The 18,173-nt window shown below is 67.6% G+C and carries 20 protein-coding genes and 1 tRNA gene; 9 read left to right on the top strand and 12 right to left on the bottom strand.

The window, feature by feature from the left end:
* Window position 1 precedes the first annotated feature (1 nt).
* From metW to E2E30_RS15310, 4 genes are read right to left on the bottom strand one after another with little or no spacing between them, the layout of a single operon-like run.
* Window positions 2-595 carry a methionine biosynthesis protein MetW gene (metW, locus tag E2E30_RS15295; protein ID WP_133191212.1) on the bottom strand — a complete coding sequence of 198 codons (594 nt, stop codon included), beginning with the start codon at window positions 593-595 and terminating at the stop codon, window positions 2-4.
* On the bottom strand, window positions 592-1,020 hold the full coding sequence (locus E2E30_RS15300) for a GNAT family N-acetyltransferase (RefSeq protein ID WP_133191214.1): 429 nt from the start codon (window positions 1,018-1,020) through the stop codon (window positions 592-594). The genes metW and E2E30_RS15300 overlap by 4 nt, the downstream gene beginning before the upstream one ends.
* Entirely contained in the window at window positions 1,017-2,150 is a 1,134-nt protein-coding gene (gene metX / locus E2E30_RS15305; protein ID WP_133191216.1) for a homoserine O-acetyltransferase MetX, read from the bottom strand. Before metX ends, E2E30_RS15300 begins: the two co-directional genes overlap by 4 nt.
* 26 nt (window positions 2,151-2,176) lie before the next feature.
* Window positions 2,177-3,745: a flavin monoamine oxidase family protein gene (locus E2E30_RS15310; RefSeq protein ID WP_133191218.1), complete on the bottom strand. Its 1,569-nt coding sequence runs from the start codon at window positions 3,743-3,745 to the stop codon at window positions 2,177-2,179.
* 96 nt (window positions 3,746-3,841) lie between these two features.
* On the opposite strand from E2E30_RS15310, the gene E2E30_RS15315 reads away from it, so the two are divergent.
* Entirely contained in the window at window positions 3,842-4,750 is a 909-nt protein-coding gene (locus tag E2E30_RS15315) for a prephenate/arogenate dehydrogenase family protein (RefSeq protein WP_165954585.1), read from the top strand.
* A gap of 109 nt (window positions 4,751-4,859) precedes the next feature.
* Here E2E30_RS15315 and E2E30_RS15320 read toward each other — a convergent pair whose 3' ends face one another.
* The 4 genes from E2E30_RS15320 to ftsE are packed head-to-tail and all read right to left on the bottom strand — an operon-like array spanning window position 4,860 to window position 7,697.
* On the bottom strand, window positions 4,860-5,570 hold the full coding sequence (locus E2E30_RS15320; RefSeq protein WP_133191222.1) for a lysophospholipid acyltransferase family protein: 711 nt from the start codon (window positions 5,568-5,570) through the stop codon (window positions 4,860-4,862).
* Window positions 5,567-6,103 (bottom strand): YdcF family protein, encoded by a 537-nt coding sequence (locus E2E30_RS15325; protein WP_133191224.1) that lies wholly within the window; start codon window positions 6,101-6,103, stop codon window positions 5,567-5,569. The genes E2E30_RS15320 and E2E30_RS15325 overlap by 4 nt, the downstream gene beginning before the upstream one ends.
* On the bottom strand, window positions 6,100-6,993 hold the full coding sequence (locus E2E30_RS15330; RefSeq protein WP_133191226.1) for a cell division protein FtsX: 894 nt from the start codon (window positions 6,991-6,993) through the stop codon (window positions 6,100-6,102). Before E2E30_RS15330 ends, E2E30_RS15325 begins: the two co-directional genes overlap by 4 nt.
* A complete protein-coding gene (ftsE, locus tag E2E30_RS15335; RefSeq protein ID WP_133191228.1) occupies window positions 6,990-7,697 on the bottom strand; it encodes a cell division ATP-binding protein FtsE in 708 nt (235 codons plus the stop codon). Before ftsE ends, E2E30_RS15330 begins: the two co-directional genes overlap by 4 nt.
* A 165-nt stretch (window positions 7,698-7,862) precedes the next feature.
* On the opposite strand from ftsE, the gene E2E30_RS15340 reads away from it, so the two are divergent.
* Window positions 7,863-8,570, top strand: coding sequence for an MJ0042-type zinc finger domain-containing protein (locus E2E30_RS15340; RefSeq protein ID WP_133191230.1), 708 nt, complete (start codon window positions 7,863-7,865; stop codon window positions 8,568-8,570).
* Here E2E30_RS15340 and E2E30_RS15345 read toward each other — a convergent pair.
* Window positions 8,542-9,900 carry an MATE family efflux transporter gene (locus E2E30_RS15345; RefSeq protein ID WP_240698957.1) on the bottom strand — a complete coding sequence of 453 codons (1,359 nt, stop codon included), beginning with the start codon at window positions 9,898-9,900 and terminating at the stop codon, window positions 8,542-8,544. The two genes, E2E30_RS15340 and E2E30_RS15345, sit on opposite strands and share 29 nt — an antisense overlap.
* 110 nt (window positions 9,901-10,010) lie before the next feature.
* On the opposite strand from E2E30_RS15345, the gene E2E30_RS15350 reads away from it, so the two are divergent.
* The 6 genes from E2E30_RS15350 (at window position 10,011) to E2E30_RS15375 (ending at window position 15,796) form a co-directional block, all read left to right on the top strand.
* A tRNA-Leu gene (locus E2E30_RS15350) sits at window positions 10,011-10,097 on the top strand.
* A 157-nt stretch (window positions 10,098-10,254) separates the two neighbouring features.
* Window positions 10,255-11,328, top strand: coding sequence for a type III polyketide synthase (locus E2E30_RS15355; RefSeq protein ID WP_133191232.1), 1,074 nt, complete (start codon window positions 10,255-10,257; stop codon window positions 11,326-11,328).
* Complete coding sequence (locus tag E2E30_RS15360) at window positions 11,325-12,011, top strand: methyltransferase domain-containing protein (protein WP_133191234.1); 687 nt, start codon at window positions 11,325-11,327, stop codon at window positions 12,009-12,011. The genes E2E30_RS15355 and E2E30_RS15360 overlap by 4 nt, the downstream gene beginning before the upstream one ends.
* Window positions 11,990-13,108: an NAD(P)/FAD-dependent oxidoreductase gene (locus E2E30_RS15365; protein WP_133191235.1), complete on the top strand. Its 1,119-nt coding sequence runs from the start codon at window positions 11,990-11,992 to the stop codon at window positions 13,106-13,108. The genes E2E30_RS15360 and E2E30_RS15365 overlap by 22 nt, the downstream gene beginning before the upstream one ends.
* Window positions 13,109-13,124: 16 nt before the next feature.
* On the top strand, window positions 13,125-13,547 hold the full coding sequence (msrB, locus tag E2E30_RS15370; RefSeq protein ID WP_133191237.1) for a peptide-methionine (R)-S-oxide reductase MsrB: 423 nt from the start codon (window positions 13,125-13,127) through the stop codon (window positions 13,545-13,547).
* A 56-nt stretch (window positions 13,548-13,603) separates the two neighbouring features.
* Window positions 13,604-15,796, top strand: a complete 2,193-nt coding sequence (locus E2E30_RS15375; RefSeq protein WP_133191239.1) for a transglycosylase domain-containing protein — start codon at window positions 13,604-13,606, stop codon at window positions 15,794-15,796.
* On the opposite strand, the gene E2E30_RS15380 is transcribed toward E2E30_RS15375, so the two are convergent.
* The 3 genes from E2E30_RS15380 to E2E30_RS15390 are packed head-to-tail and all read right to left on the bottom strand — an operon-like array spanning window position 15,772 to window position 17,464.
* A complete protein-coding gene (locus E2E30_RS15380; RefSeq protein ID WP_133191241.1) occupies window positions 15,772-16,446 on the bottom strand; it encodes a M48 family metallopeptidase in 675 nt (224 codons plus the stop codon). The two genes, E2E30_RS15375 and E2E30_RS15380, sit on opposite strands and share 25 nt — an antisense overlap.
* Window positions 16,443-16,874, bottom strand: coding sequence for a YcgN family cysteine cluster protein (locus E2E30_RS15385; RefSeq protein ID WP_133191243.1), 432 nt, complete (start codon window positions 16,872-16,874; stop codon window positions 16,443-16,445). Before E2E30_RS15385 ends, E2E30_RS15380 begins: the two co-directional genes overlap by 4 nt.
* Window positions 16,871-17,464, bottom strand: coding sequence for an SCO family protein (locus E2E30_RS15390; RefSeq protein ID WP_165954543.1), 594 nt, complete (start codon window positions 17,462-17,464; stop codon window positions 16,871-16,873). The genes E2E30_RS15385 and E2E30_RS15390 overlap by 4 nt, the downstream gene beginning before the upstream one ends.
* A gap of 90 nt (window positions 17,465-17,554) precedes the next feature.
* On the opposite strand from E2E30_RS15390, the gene E2E30_RS15395 reads away from it, so the two are divergent.
* Window positions 17,555-18,172, top strand: a complete 618-nt coding sequence (locus E2E30_RS15395; RefSeq protein ID WP_133191247.1) for an ankyrin repeat domain-containing protein — start codon at window positions 17,555-17,557, stop codon at window positions 18,170-18,172.
* The last annotated feature ends 1 nt before the right edge of the window (window position 18,173 follow it).

The raw sequence follows: 18,173 nt of genomic DNA on the forward strand, positions 1-18,173 counted from the left end.
CTTATGCCGGTTTGCGCAGCAGGAAGACGGCATGTTCGGCCAGGATGTTGGCCGCTGCGGTCCCGGTACGTTTGTCGCCCGACAGGAACCACGCCCCTTCGACGACGATTCCGCGCTCAGCCACGAAGCTGCGGAAATCGTCGATCGTGACGTGATGGATGTTGGGCGTGTCGTACCAGCGCTCGGGCAAGAGCCGCGTCACTGGCATCCGGCCGCCCCACAGCAGCGACATCCGCACGCGCCAATGCGCGAAGTTCGGGAACGACACGAACGCCTGGCGGCCGACGCGGAGCAGATGATCGAGCACCACATCAGGGCGCTTGGCGGTCTGCAACGTCTGGCTGAGGATCGCGTAATCGAAGCTCGCCTCCGGATATTCGGCGAGATCCACATCGGCATCGCCCTGGATCACCGACAGCCCGCGCGACACTGCGGCCGCGACGTTACCGGCATCGAGCTCGAGCCCACGCGCATCGACGCGCTTGGTGTCGCGCAGCGCGGCCATCAGCGCGCCATCGCCGCAGCCGACGTCGAGGATCCGCGTGCCGGGCGCGACATGCTCGGCGATGATCGCGAGATCGGGGCGGAGCGTCACGAAGCGCGCAATGCTGCCGCGGCCGCCGGGAGGAGCCGCTCCATGAAACGTTCAGGCCGGAGCAGCGGATGGAAGCCGAGTGCCTCATAGACGCCGTGCGCGTCGAGCGTGCCCAAGGCGATCCGGCGGAGCCCCTGATAGTCGGGATGGTCGAGGATCCACTGCACCATCCGGCGACCGAGCCCTTTGCCCCGGCTGGTTTCGTCGATCCACACATCAGCAATCCAGGCGAAAGTCGCGCAATCGGTGATCGCGCGGGCAAAACCCACCTGCACGCCGTCCTCGTACGCGCCGAGGCAATGCGAGCCGGCGATCGCCCGCTCGACCAGCGCGCGCGTGATGCCCGGCGACCAGTAACTCGCGGTCAGCCAGCCATGCACACGCCCGACGTCGAGCCGCATCTTGTCGTCGGAAAGTTCGATCATGCTCTTGTCCTTAAAAATCCATCGACGACGCGGTTCATCTCGGGCGCTTCGAGCAGGAAGGCGTCGTGGCCGTACGGACTCGACAGCTCGACGAAGCTGACCGGCGCGCCGGCGGCGTTGAGCGCATGGACGATCGCGCGCGATTCGGCGGTCGGGTACAACCAATCGGTGTCGAAGCTGACGAGGCAGAACCGCGCCTTGGTCGCGCGGAAGGCGTTGGCGAGCTGCCCGCCATGCTCGCCCGCCAGGTCGAAGTAATCCATCGCCCGCGTAATGTAGAGATACGAGTTGGCGTCGAAGCGATCGACGAAGCTGATCCCCTGATGGCGCAGATAGCTCTCGATCTGGAAATCGGCGTCGAAGCCGAAGCTGATCGCGCCGTCGGGCCGGTCGGGACGCGCCTGCAGCCGGCGGCCGAACTTCTCGGTGAGGCCAGCCTCGGACAGATAGGTGATGTGCGCCGCCATTCGCGCGACCGCGAGCCCCGCCGCGGGCGGATCGCCGGCTTCGTAATAGGCGCCGCCACGCCATTTCGGATCGGCCATCACCGCCTGGCGCCCGACTTCGTGGAAGGCGATGTTCTGCGCGGTGTGGCGCGCGGTCGAGGCGATCACCACGGCGGCGCGGACACGGTCGGGGAAGGTCGCAGGCCAGCTCACCGCCTGCATCCCGCCCATCGACCCGCCGACGACCGCCTGCAGCACCGCAATGCCGAGATGATCGAGCAGCATCGCCTGCGCGCGCACCATGTCGCGGATCGTGATGACGGGAAAGCTCATCCCCCACGGCGCGCCGGTCGCCGGGTTGATCGTCGCGGGGCCCGACGAACCCATGCAGCTCCCCAGCACGTTCGCGCAGACGATGAAGTGCCGCGCGGGGTCGATCGGCTTGCCCGGGCCGACCATCCGCACCCACCAGCCGGGCTTGCCCGTCACCGGATGCGCCGAGGCGACATGCTGGTCGCCCGTCAGCGCGTGGCACAGCAGGATCGCGTTGCTGGCGTCGGCGTTGAGCGTGCCATAGGTCTCGTAGGCGATCTCGACCGGCGAGAGCAGCACCCCGCCATCGAGCCGGAGCGGCCCCGGCAGGCTGACATGGCGGGCTAGCCCGAAACGCGGATCTTCGCTCATGGCCTGCGGTTAGGCCCGCGCAGGGCTCAACTCAAGCGGCGCGCATGCGCGCGCCCCGCGATGATCGTCTGCGCCGCCAGCCGCCCGGTCTGCGCGCTGCCGTTCATATAGCCGGGATAGGCGTCCGACAGATGCTCGCCGGCGAACAGCACCGGACCCGACGGAACCGGCGCCTTCGCCATGCCATCGACCTCGGTCCAGATCAGCCGGCCGAAGCGCGTCAGCTGGCCGGGGCGGAAATTGACATAGGCGCCCATCGACAGCGGATCGCGGTGCCAGGTGCTGCGCCGCGCGAACGCACTCGTCGCTGCGGTGATCCCGGGCAGCCCGGCCTCGGCCTGACCGGCAAAGCGCTTGGCCAGCGCGGCGGGTTCGGGCGTATCGGCCGCCGCGACCTCGGCGCCGCCGAGGAACCACGTCCAGACATCGCCGCTCGCGCCGCGCCCGCGCACGCTGCCGTCCCAGCCGCTGGCGACGCCACCGCGCGGATTGGTCTGCCAGATCTCGCCGCCGCGGCCCATCACCTTGTCCCACGGCCGCGCGCTCATCCCGGCCTGGACCTTCATGTTCACGCCAAGCCCGACCTCGGCGATGAAGCGCGTCCACAGCGGCGGCAGCGGAATGCGGAAATCGATCTTCCGCGTGACCGACGCTGGCGTCGTGACGATGACGTTGGCGGCGTCGACGGTCTTTCCGTCCGAAAAGACGATCCGCACGCCGGGTCCGAACGGGTCGACCCGCGTCACGCGGCGGTTGGTGGTAATGCGTCCGGTCAGCCGCGCCGCCATCGCCGCGATCAGCGCGCTGCTGCCGCCCTCGATCAGATAGCGTTCGTCGCTGCGGCTGAGCACGTCGATCCGCCGCCCTGAGATCGACGGCAGGTTGAAGACCAGCTCGATCGCCGAGGCCTGGCCCGGCTCAGCGCCATATTCGGTCCGCGCGGTCGCTTCCATCAAGCGGCGGACCCACGGATCGGGCATCAGCGCGGCGTGCTTGTCGAGATACGAGGTGAAGCTCATCGCATCGAGCTCGAGTGCGACCTTGGCGTAATTCTGGTCGAGCCGCACCGAATCGGCGTCGATCTGCCCAGCGATCCCGCGCAAGGCACCGGCAAGCTTGCCCTCGGGGACTTCCTTGCCGTCGCTCAGGATGACGGTGCGATGCGGCGCGCCCTTGCGGTCGAGCAGCGACAGACCGAATTCGCGCGCGAGGGTGTGCATGTCGGCATGGTCGGTGTTGACGAGCTGCCCGCCCGCCTCGACCGTCGGCTTGCCGGGTTCGCGCGCGGTGTACATGCGCCCGCCAAGCCGCGTGCGCGCCTCGTAGAGCTGCGCGTCGATTCCGGCCTGTGTCAGGTGCCACAAAGCGGTGAGCCCGGCGATCCCACCGCCGATGATCGCCACCGGGCCGCCGCCCGGCGCGGCGAAGGCGGGACGTGGCAGCGCCGCCGCCGCCCCAGCCGCGCCCAGCGCCAGCAACACCGCACGCCGCGTCTGGCCGGTATCGCCCGCCACCGGCGGGGCGATGCCCGCCTCGCTCAGATTGGCCTGTCGCGCCGCCTCGAGCGCATGCCAGACCGTCTCGCCACCCCGCATTCCCGTCTCCTGCTCGCCGTCTCCTAGCAGGCGCGCGCGACAACGCCAGAGGCGCAAACCTTGCCATGACGCCAGCGATCCGCCATGCGCCGCGCCATGCTGCCCTTCGCCCGCGTCACCATCATCGGGATCGGCCTGATCGGATCCTCGATCGCGCGCGCCACGCGTGCCGCGATGCCAAGCGTCGCGCTGACCGGCTACGACGCCGACGCCGATGTGCGCGCGACCGCCGAGCGGCTCGACATGTTCGACGATGTCGCGAGCAGCAGCGGGGCTGCGGTGATCGACGCCGATCTCGTCATCCTGTGCGTGCCCGTCGGCGCGATGGAAGCCGCCGCGCGCGATTTCGCCGCCGATCTTCCCGCCGACGCCGTCGTCAGCGATGTCGGCAGCTGCAAGGCCGAAGTCGTCCGCGCGCTGACAGCAGCGTTACCGAACGCGACGATCGTGCCGGCGCACCCCGTCGCGGGGACCGAGCGCAGCGGGCCCGAAGCGGGATTCGCGACGCTGTTCCACAAGCGCTGGTGCATCCTGACGCCACCCGAGGGCACCGATGCACTCGCGGTCGAGCGCGTCGCCGAGTTCTGGCGGCGGTTGGGCGCCGAGATCGAGACGATGGCGCCCGATCATCACGACCGCGTGCTCGCGATCACCAGCCATTTGCCGCATCTGATCGCCTATACGATCGTCGGCACCGCGTCGGACATGGAAGAGGTCACGCAGTCCGAGGTGATCAAATATTCGGCGGGCGGCTTTCGCGATTTCACGCGCATCGCGGCGTCGGACCCGACGATGTGGCGCGACGTGTTCCTCGCCAATCGCGAGGCGGTGCTCGACATGCTCCAGCGCTTCTCGGAGGATCTGTCGGCGCTGCAGCGCGCGATTCGCTGGGGCAAGGGCGACGAGCTGTTCGATCTGTTCACCAAGACGCGCGCGGTACGCCGCGGGATCATCGAACAGGGGCAGGATGACCCAGCACCCGATTTCGGGCGGACGCACGAATAGCGGTTTCGACTACCCCTGCCGTCACCCTCGCGAAGGCGAGGGTCCCGCTTCTTCCTCCGAGCGCGGGCCAGGCAGCGGGATCCCCGCTTTCGCGGGGATGACGGGGACTTCAGCCGCGCGGCACATCCAGCGCGTTGATCGCGGCGTGGACGCGGCGCTCGGCTTCCTCGCGCGGCAGCCCCGGCGGGATCGGGTCGCCGAAGCGGAACGTCACCGTTCCCGGCACCTTCGGCCCATGCTTCGGCCACACCAGCCCGCTGTCGATCGCCACCGGCACCACCGGGATCTTGAGCATTTGATACAGCCCGGCGAACCCTGCCCGCAGTTCGGGCTGTTCGCCCGGCTCGACGCGCGTGCCCTCGGGGAAGATCAGGATCGAGCGCTTCGCCGCCAAGGCCGCACGCGCATCGCGCAGCATCCGCCGCAACGCGCCCGCCGACGCCTCGCGATCGACGACGATAACGCCATAGCGCTTCGCCGCCCAGCCCCACACCGGAATGTCGGTCAGTTCCTGCTTCATCACGATCGCGGGGTTGCGCAGCATCCGCCCGAGCTCGAGCGTCTCATACATCGACTGGTGCTTCGCCGCGTACAGCACCGGCGCGCCGCCGAACGCCATGTCGCCGAAGCGCCCACCCTCGATCCGCTGATCGATCCTGAGAATGTGGCGCGTCGTCCAGCCGTGCCAGCGCGTCCAGAAATGCGTGTGCGCGACGAGCGCGCGCCAGCTGATCAGTGCCGAGATCGGCGTCGTCAGCACAATCGGCACCGACCCGCCATAGAATAGCAGCTTGAACAGCAGGTTGCGCAACGCGGTCATGTGGCGGCCCCGATCAGCAACGCGACGCGCCGCACCAGCAATTTGTTATATTCGCCGATCAGCAGCCGATAGCGCGGGCTGCTCGGCACGCCGTCGCCGATCACGCTCGCATCGCCGTCGAGCGCGTTGACCAGTTCGAGCCTGGCGCGTGCGAGGTGCCAGTCCGACGTGACCAGCCGCACCGAGGTGTATTTATGGTCGCGCACCCAGTCCGCGGTTTCCTCGGCGTTCGAGCGCGTATCGACGGCCTCGTGGCCCAGATCGATGCAGCAGCGGAACAGCGCCGGGCTGACGCGATATTCGTGCGCCAGCTCGCCCGGCTTCACTTCGGGCGCGACCCCACTGATCAGCATGCGCTGTCCAGCATGCGCCTTGAGCAATGCCAGCCCGCGGTCGATCCGCCCTGCCCCGCCAGTCAGCACGACGATCGCGTCGGTCTTGGGCCCGTCGAGCGGGGCGGGAATCGTCTTGAGGAAGATCGCAAAGCCGATCGCGTAGAGCAGCGCCAGCACGGCGAGGAAACGCAGGATCATAGATATTTGCCGAGCGTACCGAGCACCGCCTGGCGCGCGGCGAAGGTCGCAAGCAGGGCAAACGCGATCGGCAATCCGGCGAGCACGATCCAGTCGCGCGCACCGAGCGTCAGGCCCGCGAGCAGATCCGAGCCGAGCGCGCGCAATTGCCAGCCGACCACGCCGACCATGACGAAGGCGAGCGCGGTCCCGAGCAACCCGCCGACCAGCGTATCGAGCGCGATCCGGCGCTGGAACAGCCGTGCGACCTGGACGTCGGTCGAGCCCAGCATATGGAGCACCTCGATCGTCGCACGGTGCGTTTCGAGCCCCGCGCGCGCCGCAAGAATCACCACCGCCGCGGTCGCCGCCGCCATCAGCAGGACGAGCCCGCCGGCCAGCCACGTCACCATCGCCATGAAATCGCGCACCGGCGACATCCAGCTTTCATGCCGATCGATCCGCGCCGACGGCGCGACGCGCCGGACCGCAGCGCGCACGCGCGCCACCGCCGCGGCATCCGCCACACCCAGGTCGACATCGATCATCGCGGGGATCGGCAGATCGGGGTCGGCCGCGTCGTTGCCGAGCCAGGGCCGCAGCAGCGTCGCAAGCTTGGCATGATCGACCTCGACCGCGCGCGTCACGTCGCGCGTCGCCTTGAGCGCGGCCAGCGCGCGCGCGGCCTGGTCGATCCGCTTGGCCTCGACCGGCTCGACGATCTGGACGGTGAGCCGCCCGGCAAGTTGGCGATCGAGCAACGCCGCCGCGCCGAGCGTCCCCAGCCCGAGCGCTGCCGCCAACACCGTCAGGAACAGCATGATCGCCATGATCCACGTCATCACCCGCGTACTGTGGCTCTCGTCGAGCAAGCGCCGGTCGGGGGTCGAGGCGATCAACGCGACGCTCATTCGCCGTTCGCGGGCGGCGGGAAGCGCAGCGAGCCGGTCGGATCGAGCAAGCGCCCCTTGTCGAGCCGCATCATGTGCGCGTTCTGGATCCGCCCGAGCAGGTGGAAATCGTGCGTCGCGACGACGACGGTCGTGCCGAGCCGGTTGAGCGAATCGAACAGATGCAGCAACCTCTCGGCCATGTCGGGATCGACGTTGCCGGTCGGCTCGTCGGCGACGAGGATTTCGGGCCGGCCGATCACGGCGCGCGCGATCGCGACGCGCTGCTGCTCGCCGCCCGAAAGCGTTTGCGGCTTGGCGGTGATGCGGTCGCTGAGGCCCACCCAGTCGAGCATTTCGCGCACCGGCGCATCGATATCGCTTTCGGGAACGCCCGAAACACGCAACGGCAGCGCGATATTGTCGAACGCCGAAAGATGCGGCACGAGCCGGAAGTCCTGGAACACCACGCCGATCCGCCGCCGAAACCCCGGCAGCCGCGCGCGCGGCAGCGTCACCGCATCCTCGCCGAACAGCCGGATGTTGCCGCGCGTCGGGCGCTGCGCGAGATAGAGCAACCGCAGCAGCGAGGTCTTGCCCGCGCCCGACGCGCCGGTCAGAAAATAGAACGCGCCACTCGACAGGGTGAAGCTGACATCGGTCAGCGTCTCCTGGCTGGTGCCGTAGCGTAGCCCCACATTCTCGAACTGGACGATATTCGCCATGGTGGCGCGTGTTGCTCGCTTCTGATCGTATGCCCCGTCGCTGCATCGCACGATCCGCCACGCCGCCACAAGCGGGCACGCGTCGCGGCGCTTGCAGCCGATCTGCGAAAGGCGTAGATTTCGCGATACGTTGCCAGCGGTCGGCAACGGGGCCAAAGCCGTATCATGATCCTCGAATGTACCGAGTGCCACACGCGTTACCTCGTTCCCGACACTGCGATCGGGCCCGATGGGCGCACCGTGCGCTGCGCCAGTTGCAAGCATAGCTGGTTCCAGGAGGGCGTTTCCGCCGAGACTGCGGACACGCGCAGCGAAGCGCCCGTCGCCGTCGAAGCCCCGCGAGTCGAAACGCCGGTGGCCGATACGTCGCCGCCCGCCGAGCAGCCTCTACCGGTCGAGCCCGCCGCTCCCAGCTACGACGCCTTTGACCATGCACCACCGTTTCGCGCGCGGCGTAACCCGGCAAAGCGTGCAACCGTCGCTGCGCTCGCCGCGGGCGTCGTGATGCTCGCCGCGTTCGGCGGCATCGTCTATTCGGGCGCCCCCGGGCTCGCGCGCGACCTGTTCCAGCCCAATGCCGGCACCCCGCTCAAGATCGTCAGCAAGCCGATCGACCAGCATGTCTTCAACGGCAACGAGATCTTCGCGGTCAGCGGCACCGTGCTCAACCCGACCGATTCGCCGCAGCCCGTGCCCGACATCCGCGCCGATCTGCGCGATTCGCAACGCCGCATCGTCTTCAGCTGGATGATCCGGCCCGAGGCCAATACGCTCGCGCCGCGCGGCAAGCTCGAATTCAACAGCGCCAAGCTCGACGTGCCGGTCAACGCCAAGGAACTGGTGCTCAGCTTTTCCGGCGAAACCGCGCGCTGACCAGCGCAAAGCGCGCGCCGTGGAGCACGGTCGCGGCGACCATTCCGATTCCCGAGGCATAGACCAGACCGATCGACCCGGCGCCGTGGTGTACCAGCAACCAGCCAGCACCGCCGGTGATGAGGAAGAAGGCGACGATGCTGTTGATCCCCGTCACCACCTGATCGCCGAGCGAACGCAGCGTGTAGACGATCACGACCTGCACCCCGTCGAACAGGATGAACGGCGCCCAGACCGGTAGCATCGCCAGCGCCACGCCGTGGACGCCAGCAGCAGCGGGGAACAGCGCGACGATCGTGCCGCGTCCGAGCACGATCAGGATCGCCAGCACGCCTGTCGCCAGCGCCGCCAGCGCCATCGCGATCAGCGCGCGCGGAATCGCCAGTGCCGGAGTCTCCGCGCCGACCGCATTGCCGGCACGGACCCCGGCGGCCGATCCGAGCCCCAACGCGACGCCGAACACGACATTGTGGACCGCAAAGACGATCTGGAAGGCGTGCGCGGTTACCGCACCGAAATCGGTCGACAGGGCGATCAGGATCGAGAAGCCGGCGAGCTCGAGCCCCGAGGCGAGCGCGGGTACGATCCCAAATCGCGCAAGGCCCCCCGCCCCGCGCAGTGCCGTCGCCCACGCCGCGCCCGAAAGATCTCGCACGCCGCGTTCGCGGGCCTGCGGGACGGTCCACGCCGCGCCCAGCATCGCTGCCGCGCCGAGCGATGACGCCATGGCCGTCGCGAGCGCAGCCCCCACCGCGCCAAGCGCGGGAAAGCCGAGATGCCCGCCCGACCAGGCCCAGGCGAGCAGCGCATTGATCGGTAGCACCGCGAGGTTGACGCCCATTACACGACGCGGTCGCGCAATGCCTTCGAGAAAGAAACTTGCCGCGATCATCGCCAGTTGTGTGGGATAGCAGAGCGCCATCACCCGCACTACGCGCGCCGCCGGATCGACCAGCGCCGGCGCCACGCCGATCGCCGCCAACAACCGCTCGGCGAACAGTCCGAAGCCGAGTGCGCCGCCGAGACCCAGCAACACCGCCAGCACGAGCCCGGCGCGCAACGTCGCCCCCGTCTCGGGCGAATCGTTCGCGCCGTCCGCTCGAGCAGAGAAGACCAGCGTTCCCGACAGCCAGGCGAGCCCGCCGACGATCGTCACGAAGGTCAGCGCACGGCTCGCGCCAAGGGCTGCGACCTGATCGGTGCCGGTCAGCCCGACGACCACAATGTCGGTCACGCTCAGAATCGTCCAGTTGAGGCTCGTCAGCATGACCGGCCACGCAAGCGCGAGAATGCGGCGCGTTTCGTCGAGCAGGGGGCGGTGGCGCGGCATCCCGCGCTGCTACTCTGAACGCAATCGATGCGATAGGCGTTGCACTCCCCGAAAGCCTTTGCTAGGGGCGCTCGCCTACCAGCTGCCGGGTTCGCCCGGCGATGTTACGTGCGGCCGTGGCGGAACTGGTAGACGCGCAACGTTGAGGTCGTTGTGGGCGAAAGCCCGTGGAAGTTCGAGTCTTCTCGGCCGCACCACTTTTTCTAGAAATCGCTGCCACGCACGGGACACCGTGACGTGGCGGTCGATCCTTTCGGCTAAGTCCCATGGATTCTACGGCCTCTTGCGGATCGTACCGACTGGCGTAGCGTTGTCTCCGAACCGGACGTACCGCCGGCCCTGTGAAAGCCTCGCTTGCCTAGCACCGCTCATATCATCGCGATCGGCACCGCCGTTCCGAATCACGACATTCATCATGCCTTTATCGACTGGGCGCGTGCGCGTTTGCCCGATTCGCGCTCGGCGAAGATCTTCGACCGGATGGCGGGGCGCGCCGGTATCGGGCATCGTTGGTCGGTGCTGCCGATCGGGGACGATGGCGGGTCGCCCGTCGCTATGGGTGGCTTCTACGCGCGCGATCTGCTGCCCGGCACTGCAGAACGCATGCAACTCTACGCGCAATACGCCCCTGCGCTCAGCCTCGCCGCGATCGATGCGCTACGGGCCCAAGTCCCGCTCGACGGCATCACCCACCTGGTCGTCGCGAGCTGCACCGGCTTCGTCGCCCCCGGGATCGACCAGATCGTTGCCGCGCGACTCGGGCTCGATCCGTCGGTCGAGCGGCTGCTGGTCGGGTTCATGGGCTGCTACGCCGCTGTCGCGGCCTTGCGCAGCGCGCGCCACATCGTGCGCTCGGATCCCGCTGCGCGCGTGCTTGTCATCTGCGTCGAGCTCTCGACTCTTCATCTTCAGGATACGCCTGCGCTCGAGCCCCTGCTCGCAATGCTGCAATTCGGTGATGGCGCGGCCGCAGCATTGGTCACCGCCCAGCCGCAAGGTCTCGCGCTTGGCCAGCCCTTCGCAACCACCCTCCCCGATTCGGCAGAGCTCATTCGCTGGGACATTACCGATCGCGGCTTTGCGATGCATCTGTCGGGCGAAGTCCCGGCGCGTATCGCCGCCGGATTGAGCGACCCAGTCTTCGCCGCCGCCGCGACCGGGGGGCGCGCACCCGCCGATATCGATGGCTGGGCGATCCACGCGGGGGGTCGCTCGATCCTCGATGCGGTCGAGACGAGCCTTGCCTTGCCCGCCGATGCGCTGACGGAATCGCGCGGCGTGCTCGCCGACAATGGCAACATGTCGTCAGCGACGTTGATGTTTGTGCTCGCGCGTTTGCTCGCCGGGCCACCGATTCGTGAAGGCGTAGCGCTCGCGTTCGGCCCCGGCCTCGCCGCCGAAGGGTTCGGCTTTCGGAGCGCCGCATGATGCTCGAGCGGCGCGCCATCGCCGAAGAGCTGATGGATGCCGATGATTTGGCGCCCGACATCTATGCCGCGGTCGTCGGCGATCTTGCCAAGGTGAACGTCGTGACGATGGCGGCGCGACCGACACTCGACTTCCTGCGCCGCGGAACCAAGGGGCGCCCCCACCTCAAGCTGCTCGACGTCGGCTTCGGCGATGGCGACATGCTGCGGCGAATCGCGCGCTGGGCAGCGCGGCGCGGAATTGCGGCCGACCTTGTCGGTGTCGACCTCAACCCGCGCAGTGCGCTTGCCGCGGCTGCCCACACGCCGGCCGATCTGCCCATTCGCTACGTGAGCGGCGACTATGCCGATCTTGCCGGGCAAGGCTGGGATTTCGTCGTGTCGAGCCTCGTGGCGCATCATATGGACCACGATCAGCTGATCGCCTTCCTGCGCTTCATGGCGGTGGAGAGCGCGCGCGGCTGGCTGGTCAACGATCTCCACCGCCACGGCTTCGCCTATCGGGGATTCCCCCTGCTCGCGACGCTCGCGCGCTGGCACCGAATCGTCCGGCACGACGGCACACTGTCGATCGCTCGCTCGTATCGCCCGGCGGAATGGCCCCCGATCCTCGCCGAAGCCGGCGTCTCCGCGCGTGTCTATCGCGCCTTCCCGTTTCGGTTATGCGTCGAACACCTGCGCTGATCCTCGGCGGCGGCCCCGCGGGCGCGAGCGCCGCGATCGTGCTTGCGCGCGCTGGAGCGCCGCATTTGCTCGTCGAGCGAACCCGCGAGACGGGCGATGCGATCTGCGGCGGTTTCCTGAGCTGGCGCACCCTCGAATCCCTCGCACGGCTCGGCGTTGCCCCGGACGCGCTCGGTCCCGCGCGCGTGACCACGGTGCGCGTGCTTTCGGGCAGCCGCGTCATCGAGACACGTCTCCCACGCCCGGCGCATGGCGTGTCGCGGCATTTGCTCGACACGGTAATGCTGAAGCGCGCGATCGACGCTGGCTCGGCGGTCGAGCGCGGGGTGACCGTGCGCGGCGTCGATGGCTTGACGGCACGGCTCGACGACGGTGCGGATCTCGCCGCCGACACGCTGTTCCTCGCCAGCGGCAAGCATGACGTCCGCGGCGCGGCACGCCCGGCTGCGGCGCGTGGCAGCGATCCCGTACTCGGCTTGCGCGTGCGTATTCCCGCGGCGCCCGGGCTCGACGCGCTGATCGGCGAGTCGATCGAACTCCATCTGTTCGACCGCGGCTATGTCGGCATCGTCCGGCAGGAGGATGGCAGCGCCAATTGCTGCCTCGCGGTCCACCGCTCGGCGTTGATCGAAGCGGGCAGCCCCGCCGCCTTGCTCGACCAGCTCGGGCGCGACCATCCGCGGCTCGGCGAACGCTTCGCGTATCGCAGCGGCAGCGAAGCGATCGATGCGATCGCCAACGTTCCCTATGGCTGGCGCGCGCTCCACGGCGCGCAGGGGCTGTTCCGGCTCGGCGACCAGGCTGGCGTCATCCCGTCGCTCGCCGGCGAGGGCATGGGCATCGCGATCGCCAGTGGCATTCGCGCAGGCCATGCCTATCTAGGGGGCGGTGCGGCAGCTGCCCCCGGCTTTCAGCAGGGATTTGCGCGCGCCACCGCCAGACCGATCCGTCTTGCCGGGCTCGTCCGCGACGCCGCCGAGCGCCCGGCCCTCACCGGGTTCGCGCTTCCGCTGCTGCGGCAGATCCCGGGACTGATCGAGATTATCGCCTCTTTGACCCGGATCGGCCATTCCCGGCTTGACCGGACGCCCAGCTAATTGGAAAAACCTCCGCATGGATCACATCACCCTGTCCGAAACGGAGTGGCGCAAGAAGTTGAGCCCCGAGGCCTATCACGTGCTGCGCGAAGCCGGCACGGAGCGCGCCTTTTCCGGCCGTTACGACAACAACAAGGCTGATGGCATCTATCGCTGCGGCGGATGCGCACTGCCGTTGTTCGATTCGGCCGACAAATATGATTCGGGATCGGGCTGGCCGAGCTTCACCCAGCCGATCGCGCCCGAGCACGTCATCGAGCATAGCGATGTCAGCCACGGCATGGTTCGCACCGAAGCGCGCTGCGCCCGCTGCGACGGCCATCTCGGCCATGTCTTCCCCGACGGCCCGCCGCCGACCGGACTGCGCTATTGCATGAACTCGCTCAGCCTCGACTTTCGCGCCCGGGAGAGTGCCGGCAGCGACGAGATGAAGGACTAAGCTAGCCGGCTACGGCTTGTCGGGGTGCCCGGCAAAGCCTAACGCTACGCTGCTTCATGGCCCGCTCATCCGCTCCTTCGCCCCGCTCCAAACGCGCGCCTGCCTGGCGCCGTTGGAGCGTCTTTGTTCTCCAGCTTGGCGCGGGGTTCGCGGTACTCGCGGCGATCGTGCTCGCGATCACCGTCTATGTGTCGGAAGGGCAGTTGCCGAGTTTCGATGCGTTGAAATCGTCGCCCAACGGCCAGATGATCCGCGTCCACGCCGCCGACGGCACGGTGATCGTGTCGATGGGGCCGAGCTATGGCGAATGGCTGCCGTATGACCGCATCCCCAAGGTGATGCGCGACGCGATGATTTCGGTCGAGGATCGTCGCTTCCGCTCGCATATCGGGGTCGACCCGATCGGCATGGTGCGCTCGATCCAGGTTCGCATCGAGCGCGGGCATTGGCGCCAGGGCGGATCGACGATCACGCAGCAGATTGCGCGCAACATCTTCCTCAATTCGAACAAGCAATGGGGCCGCAAGGTCCGCGAGGGAATCCTCGCGCTCGCGCTCGAACGCAAGTTCAGCAAGGACGAGGTGCTCGAGCTCTACCTCAACAAGGTTTATTTCGGCGGCGGCGCGTACGGGATCGATGCCGCATCGCGCAAATTCTTCGGGCACGGCGCCGATCATCTCAGCCTGACCGAGGCGGCGGTGATCGCGGGGCTCGTCAAGGCGCCTTCCAATTACTCTCCGACCGCCGATATCGCGGCCGCGCGCGGTCGCGCCGGGGTCGTGCTCAAGCTGATGCAGGAAACCGGCGTGATCACGCCGGCGCAAGCCGACGAGGCCGAGATCGACAAGGTCGCCTTCGTGCCCGAGGCGCGGCAGAACAGCGTGCGCTATTTCACGGACTGGGCGCTTCCGCAGCTCGAAATGCTGATCGACGAGACGCAGCGTCCGCTCGAAGTATGGACCACGCTCGATCTCAACATGCAGCGCGCCGCCGATGCCGCGATCCAGCAGAACGCCCCGCGCGGCGCGCAAGGTGCGCTCGTCGCGATCGACCGCGATGGGGCGGTGCGCGCGATGGTCGGCGGGACAGATTATGTCAGCTCGATCTACAATCGCGCGACGCAGGCGATCCGGCAGCCCGGATCGGCGTTCAAGCTGTTCGTCTATCTCGCCGCGCTCGAGGCCGGGCATAAGCCTGAGGATTCGATCGTCGACGAGCCGATCACGATCGATGGCTGGAGCCCTCGCAACGATTCGCGCCGTAACAGCGGTGCAGTCAGCTTGCGCACGGCGTTCGCATATTCGCTCAACACCGTCGCCGCCAAGCTCGGCCAGGAAGTCGGCTTCTCGACCGTCGCCGACATGGCACGGCGCTTCGGCATCACCACCAAGGTCAACACGCATCCCTCGATGGTGCTTGGCACCTCCGAGGTCCGTTTGCTCGACATGACGCGCGCTTTTGCCAGTGTCGGCAACAAGGGCGTCGCGGTCACGCCGTACGGCATCACCAAGGTGACCGCCTCGGGCGAGACGATCTACGCGCAATCGGTCGATACCAGTCATGTGCTGGTCGCGCCCTATGTCGCTGCCGAAATGACCGACCTGCTCCAGACGACGGTCAATACCGGCACCGGCAAGGCTGCCCAGATCGGACGCCCGGTCGCGGGCAAGACCGGGACGACGACGTCGAGCAAGGATGGCTGGTTCCTCGGCTTCTCGAGCGGCCTCACCACCGGTGTGTGGATGGGGCGTGACGATGCCAAGCCGATCGCCGGGCTCCACGGCGGGACGGCGCCGGCCAAGGCGTTCGCTGCGTTCATGCGGACCGCGGTCGCATCGCGCCCGGTCGAACAGTTCGATACCAAGGTGACGCTGCCCGAATATCAGCTCGAACCCGACCAGGAATCGTATTTCGGCGAGGCGGATAACGGCCTGTTCGTCGACGAGAACGGCAATCCAGTCGATTCAGGACGCGCGACGACGGCTGAGCCGCAAGTCGATGCCGACGGCAATCCGATCGTGCCGCGCAGTGCCGATCCGCGCATCACTCGCGGGTCAGATACCCAGCCGCAGACCGAGCAGAATCGCCCGGACGATACCCAGCGGCTCGATCAGGGCTGGCTCGACCATGTCCTCGGACGCGATGCCCCCCGCCCTGCCCCCAATCCGAATCGTGTCCCGCGCGATCGACCAGCGATGACGCCGCCCGACCGCTACGACGACCGTCAGGATTCGCGGCCGACCCAGTGAAGCGCCGCGCCGTTGGCGCGCAGCCAGCGGCGCGATTCGTCGGGATCGCGTTCGTCGAGCATTTCGAGCACGCGGTAAAAGCGCGCGCTATGGTCCATGTGCAGCCGATGCGCGACTTCGTGCGCGACGGTCGATCGGCGGACGAAGTCTGGCATCAGGATCAACCGCCAGCTGTAACGGATTGTCCCCGACGAGGCGCAGCTTCCCCAGCGCGTCTTGGGATCGCCAACCGCGACCTTGGTGACGGTAACGCCTGCCCAATCAGCGAATTCGTCGGTCTCCGCGCTCAACACCCGTAGCGCTTCGCGCTTGAGCCAAGTCGCGATCCGGCGCGACACGCCATCGCGCGTGCCCCCGCAGAGCAAAGTATCGCCGACGCGCTTCACCGTACGGGATGCGCTCGGCTCCCAGGCGATCGTCAGGCAAGCGTCGCCGAACGGGATAGTCCCACCGGGTTCGAACGGCTGCGCTTGTGGCAAGCGCGCGCGTTGCTCGGCGATCCACCCGGCCTTTTCCTCGGCCCAGGCGAGCGCCTTCTTGAGCGGCGCGCGCGGCGGCAAGACCAAGCGTACGCGGCCGGTCGCGCTATCGACCGACAGTCGCGCGCGCCGCGCACGCGCGTTGCGGACGACCTCGATCGCGCTGCTCACAATTCGCGGTCGACCAGATGATATTCGAGCTCGCCGGCATCATCTTCCGAAATCGTCCAGCCGCGCACCGATTGCCCAGCGCGGTGCACCGACTCGCGGTCGCCCGACACGAGATAATGCCAATCGTGGAGTGGCTCGTCGGCGGCGCGCAAACGATAGGCGCAGGTCGCCGGTAGCCAGTCGATCGTCCGGACATTGTCGCGGCTCAATCGCACGCACTCGCTGACATAGGCGTGGCGATGTTTGTAGTTCGAGCATTGCGCCGTCGCGCGATCGAGCAGACGGCACGACACGTTGGTCGGGAGCAGTTCGCCCGTCTCCTCATCCTCGAGCTTGTGGACGCAGCATTTGCCGCACCCGTCACACAAGGCTTCCCACTGCCCGCGATCGAGCGTGTCGATTGGTTCTTCCCAGAATTTTCCGCTCATTTCACCCACCGGTCGAGCTCGGCCGCGACATCGTTCGGCGTCTTGTCTGCAGGCAGGAGAACCACCGGCTTGCCAGCCGGATCCATCAGCACCGCGAAGCGGCTGTGCGCGACGAGATACGCGCCCTCAGCATTGGGTTTCTCGAGTTCGACGGTAACGCCGTATCCCTTGGCGACCGCCGCGATGGTTTCGGGCGAGCCGGTCAGCCCAACCATTCGCGAATGGAACGCCGCGACATAGGGTTTGAGCACGGCGGGCGTATCCCGCTTCGGATCGACCGAGACGAAGATCGGCACGACCGTTGCCGCCCGCTTCGCGTCCTGCGCCTCGAACGTACGCAGCCCCGCGCCGATCGTCTGGAGATCGGTCGGGCACACATCGGGGCAAAAGGTGTAACCGAAATACATGATGCGATATCGACCGGCAAAGTCGCGATCGCTGCGCGGCTTTCCGTCCTGATCGATCAATTGGAACGGGACACCGATCTTGACCCCGTCGAGCGGGGCGCGGGTCGGGGCGGGAGAGCCGCTACAGCCGACCGTCGATACGGTCAGCAACAGCGCGCACAGCGTGCGGGCAATCTGGTTCATGGCATCGCCAGCCATGATCTGTTAGTCCGATCGGCGCAAGCTTTTGAGCTTTTCCCGATCGCATCGCTCGACCTAGCCAGGACCTTTTCGATGACCCTTCGTACTGCATCGCTCGCCTTCGTCTTGCTCGCGGCCACGCCGCTTGCGCTGGTTTCCACGCCCGCCATGGCGCAGATCGGTCAGTCGGCCGGATACAAGTTCCTCCAGTCGGTGAAAGACGCGAAGAACGATGAAGTGATCGCCGCGCTCGAGAAGCCCGGGGTGACCTTGGTCAACACGCGCGATCGCTCGACTGGCGAAGGTGCGCTCCACATCGTCGTGCGGCGCGGCGACATGGCCTATGTTTCGTATCTGCTGTCGAAGGGTGCCGACGCCAATCTCCGCGACGACAAGGGCGAGACCGCGATGCTGCTGGCGACCCGGCTCGGGCGCAAGGAAATGGTCGATGCGCTCGCCAAGAGCGGGGGCAACGTCAACCTCGCCGACGCGCGCGGCGAAACGCCGTTGATCATCGCGGTCCAGCGTCGTGACCAGTCGCTCGTGCGTACTTTGCTCGATCTGGGCGCCGATCCCGACCAGGCCGATCATCTCCAGGGCTTTTCCGCGCGCGAATATGCACAGCAGGACAAGCGCTCGCCGAGCATCGCGCAAATGATCGAGGCCAGCCCCAAAAAGGTTCGCAAGGCAGTTTCGGGGCCAACGCTCTGAG

It is taken from the genome of Sphingomonas sp. AAP5 (genome assembly GCF_004354345.1).
GTDB classification, from domain to species: Bacteria; Pseudomonadota; Alphaproteobacteria; order Sphingomonadales; family Sphingomonadaceae; genus Sphingomonas; species Sphingomonas glacialis.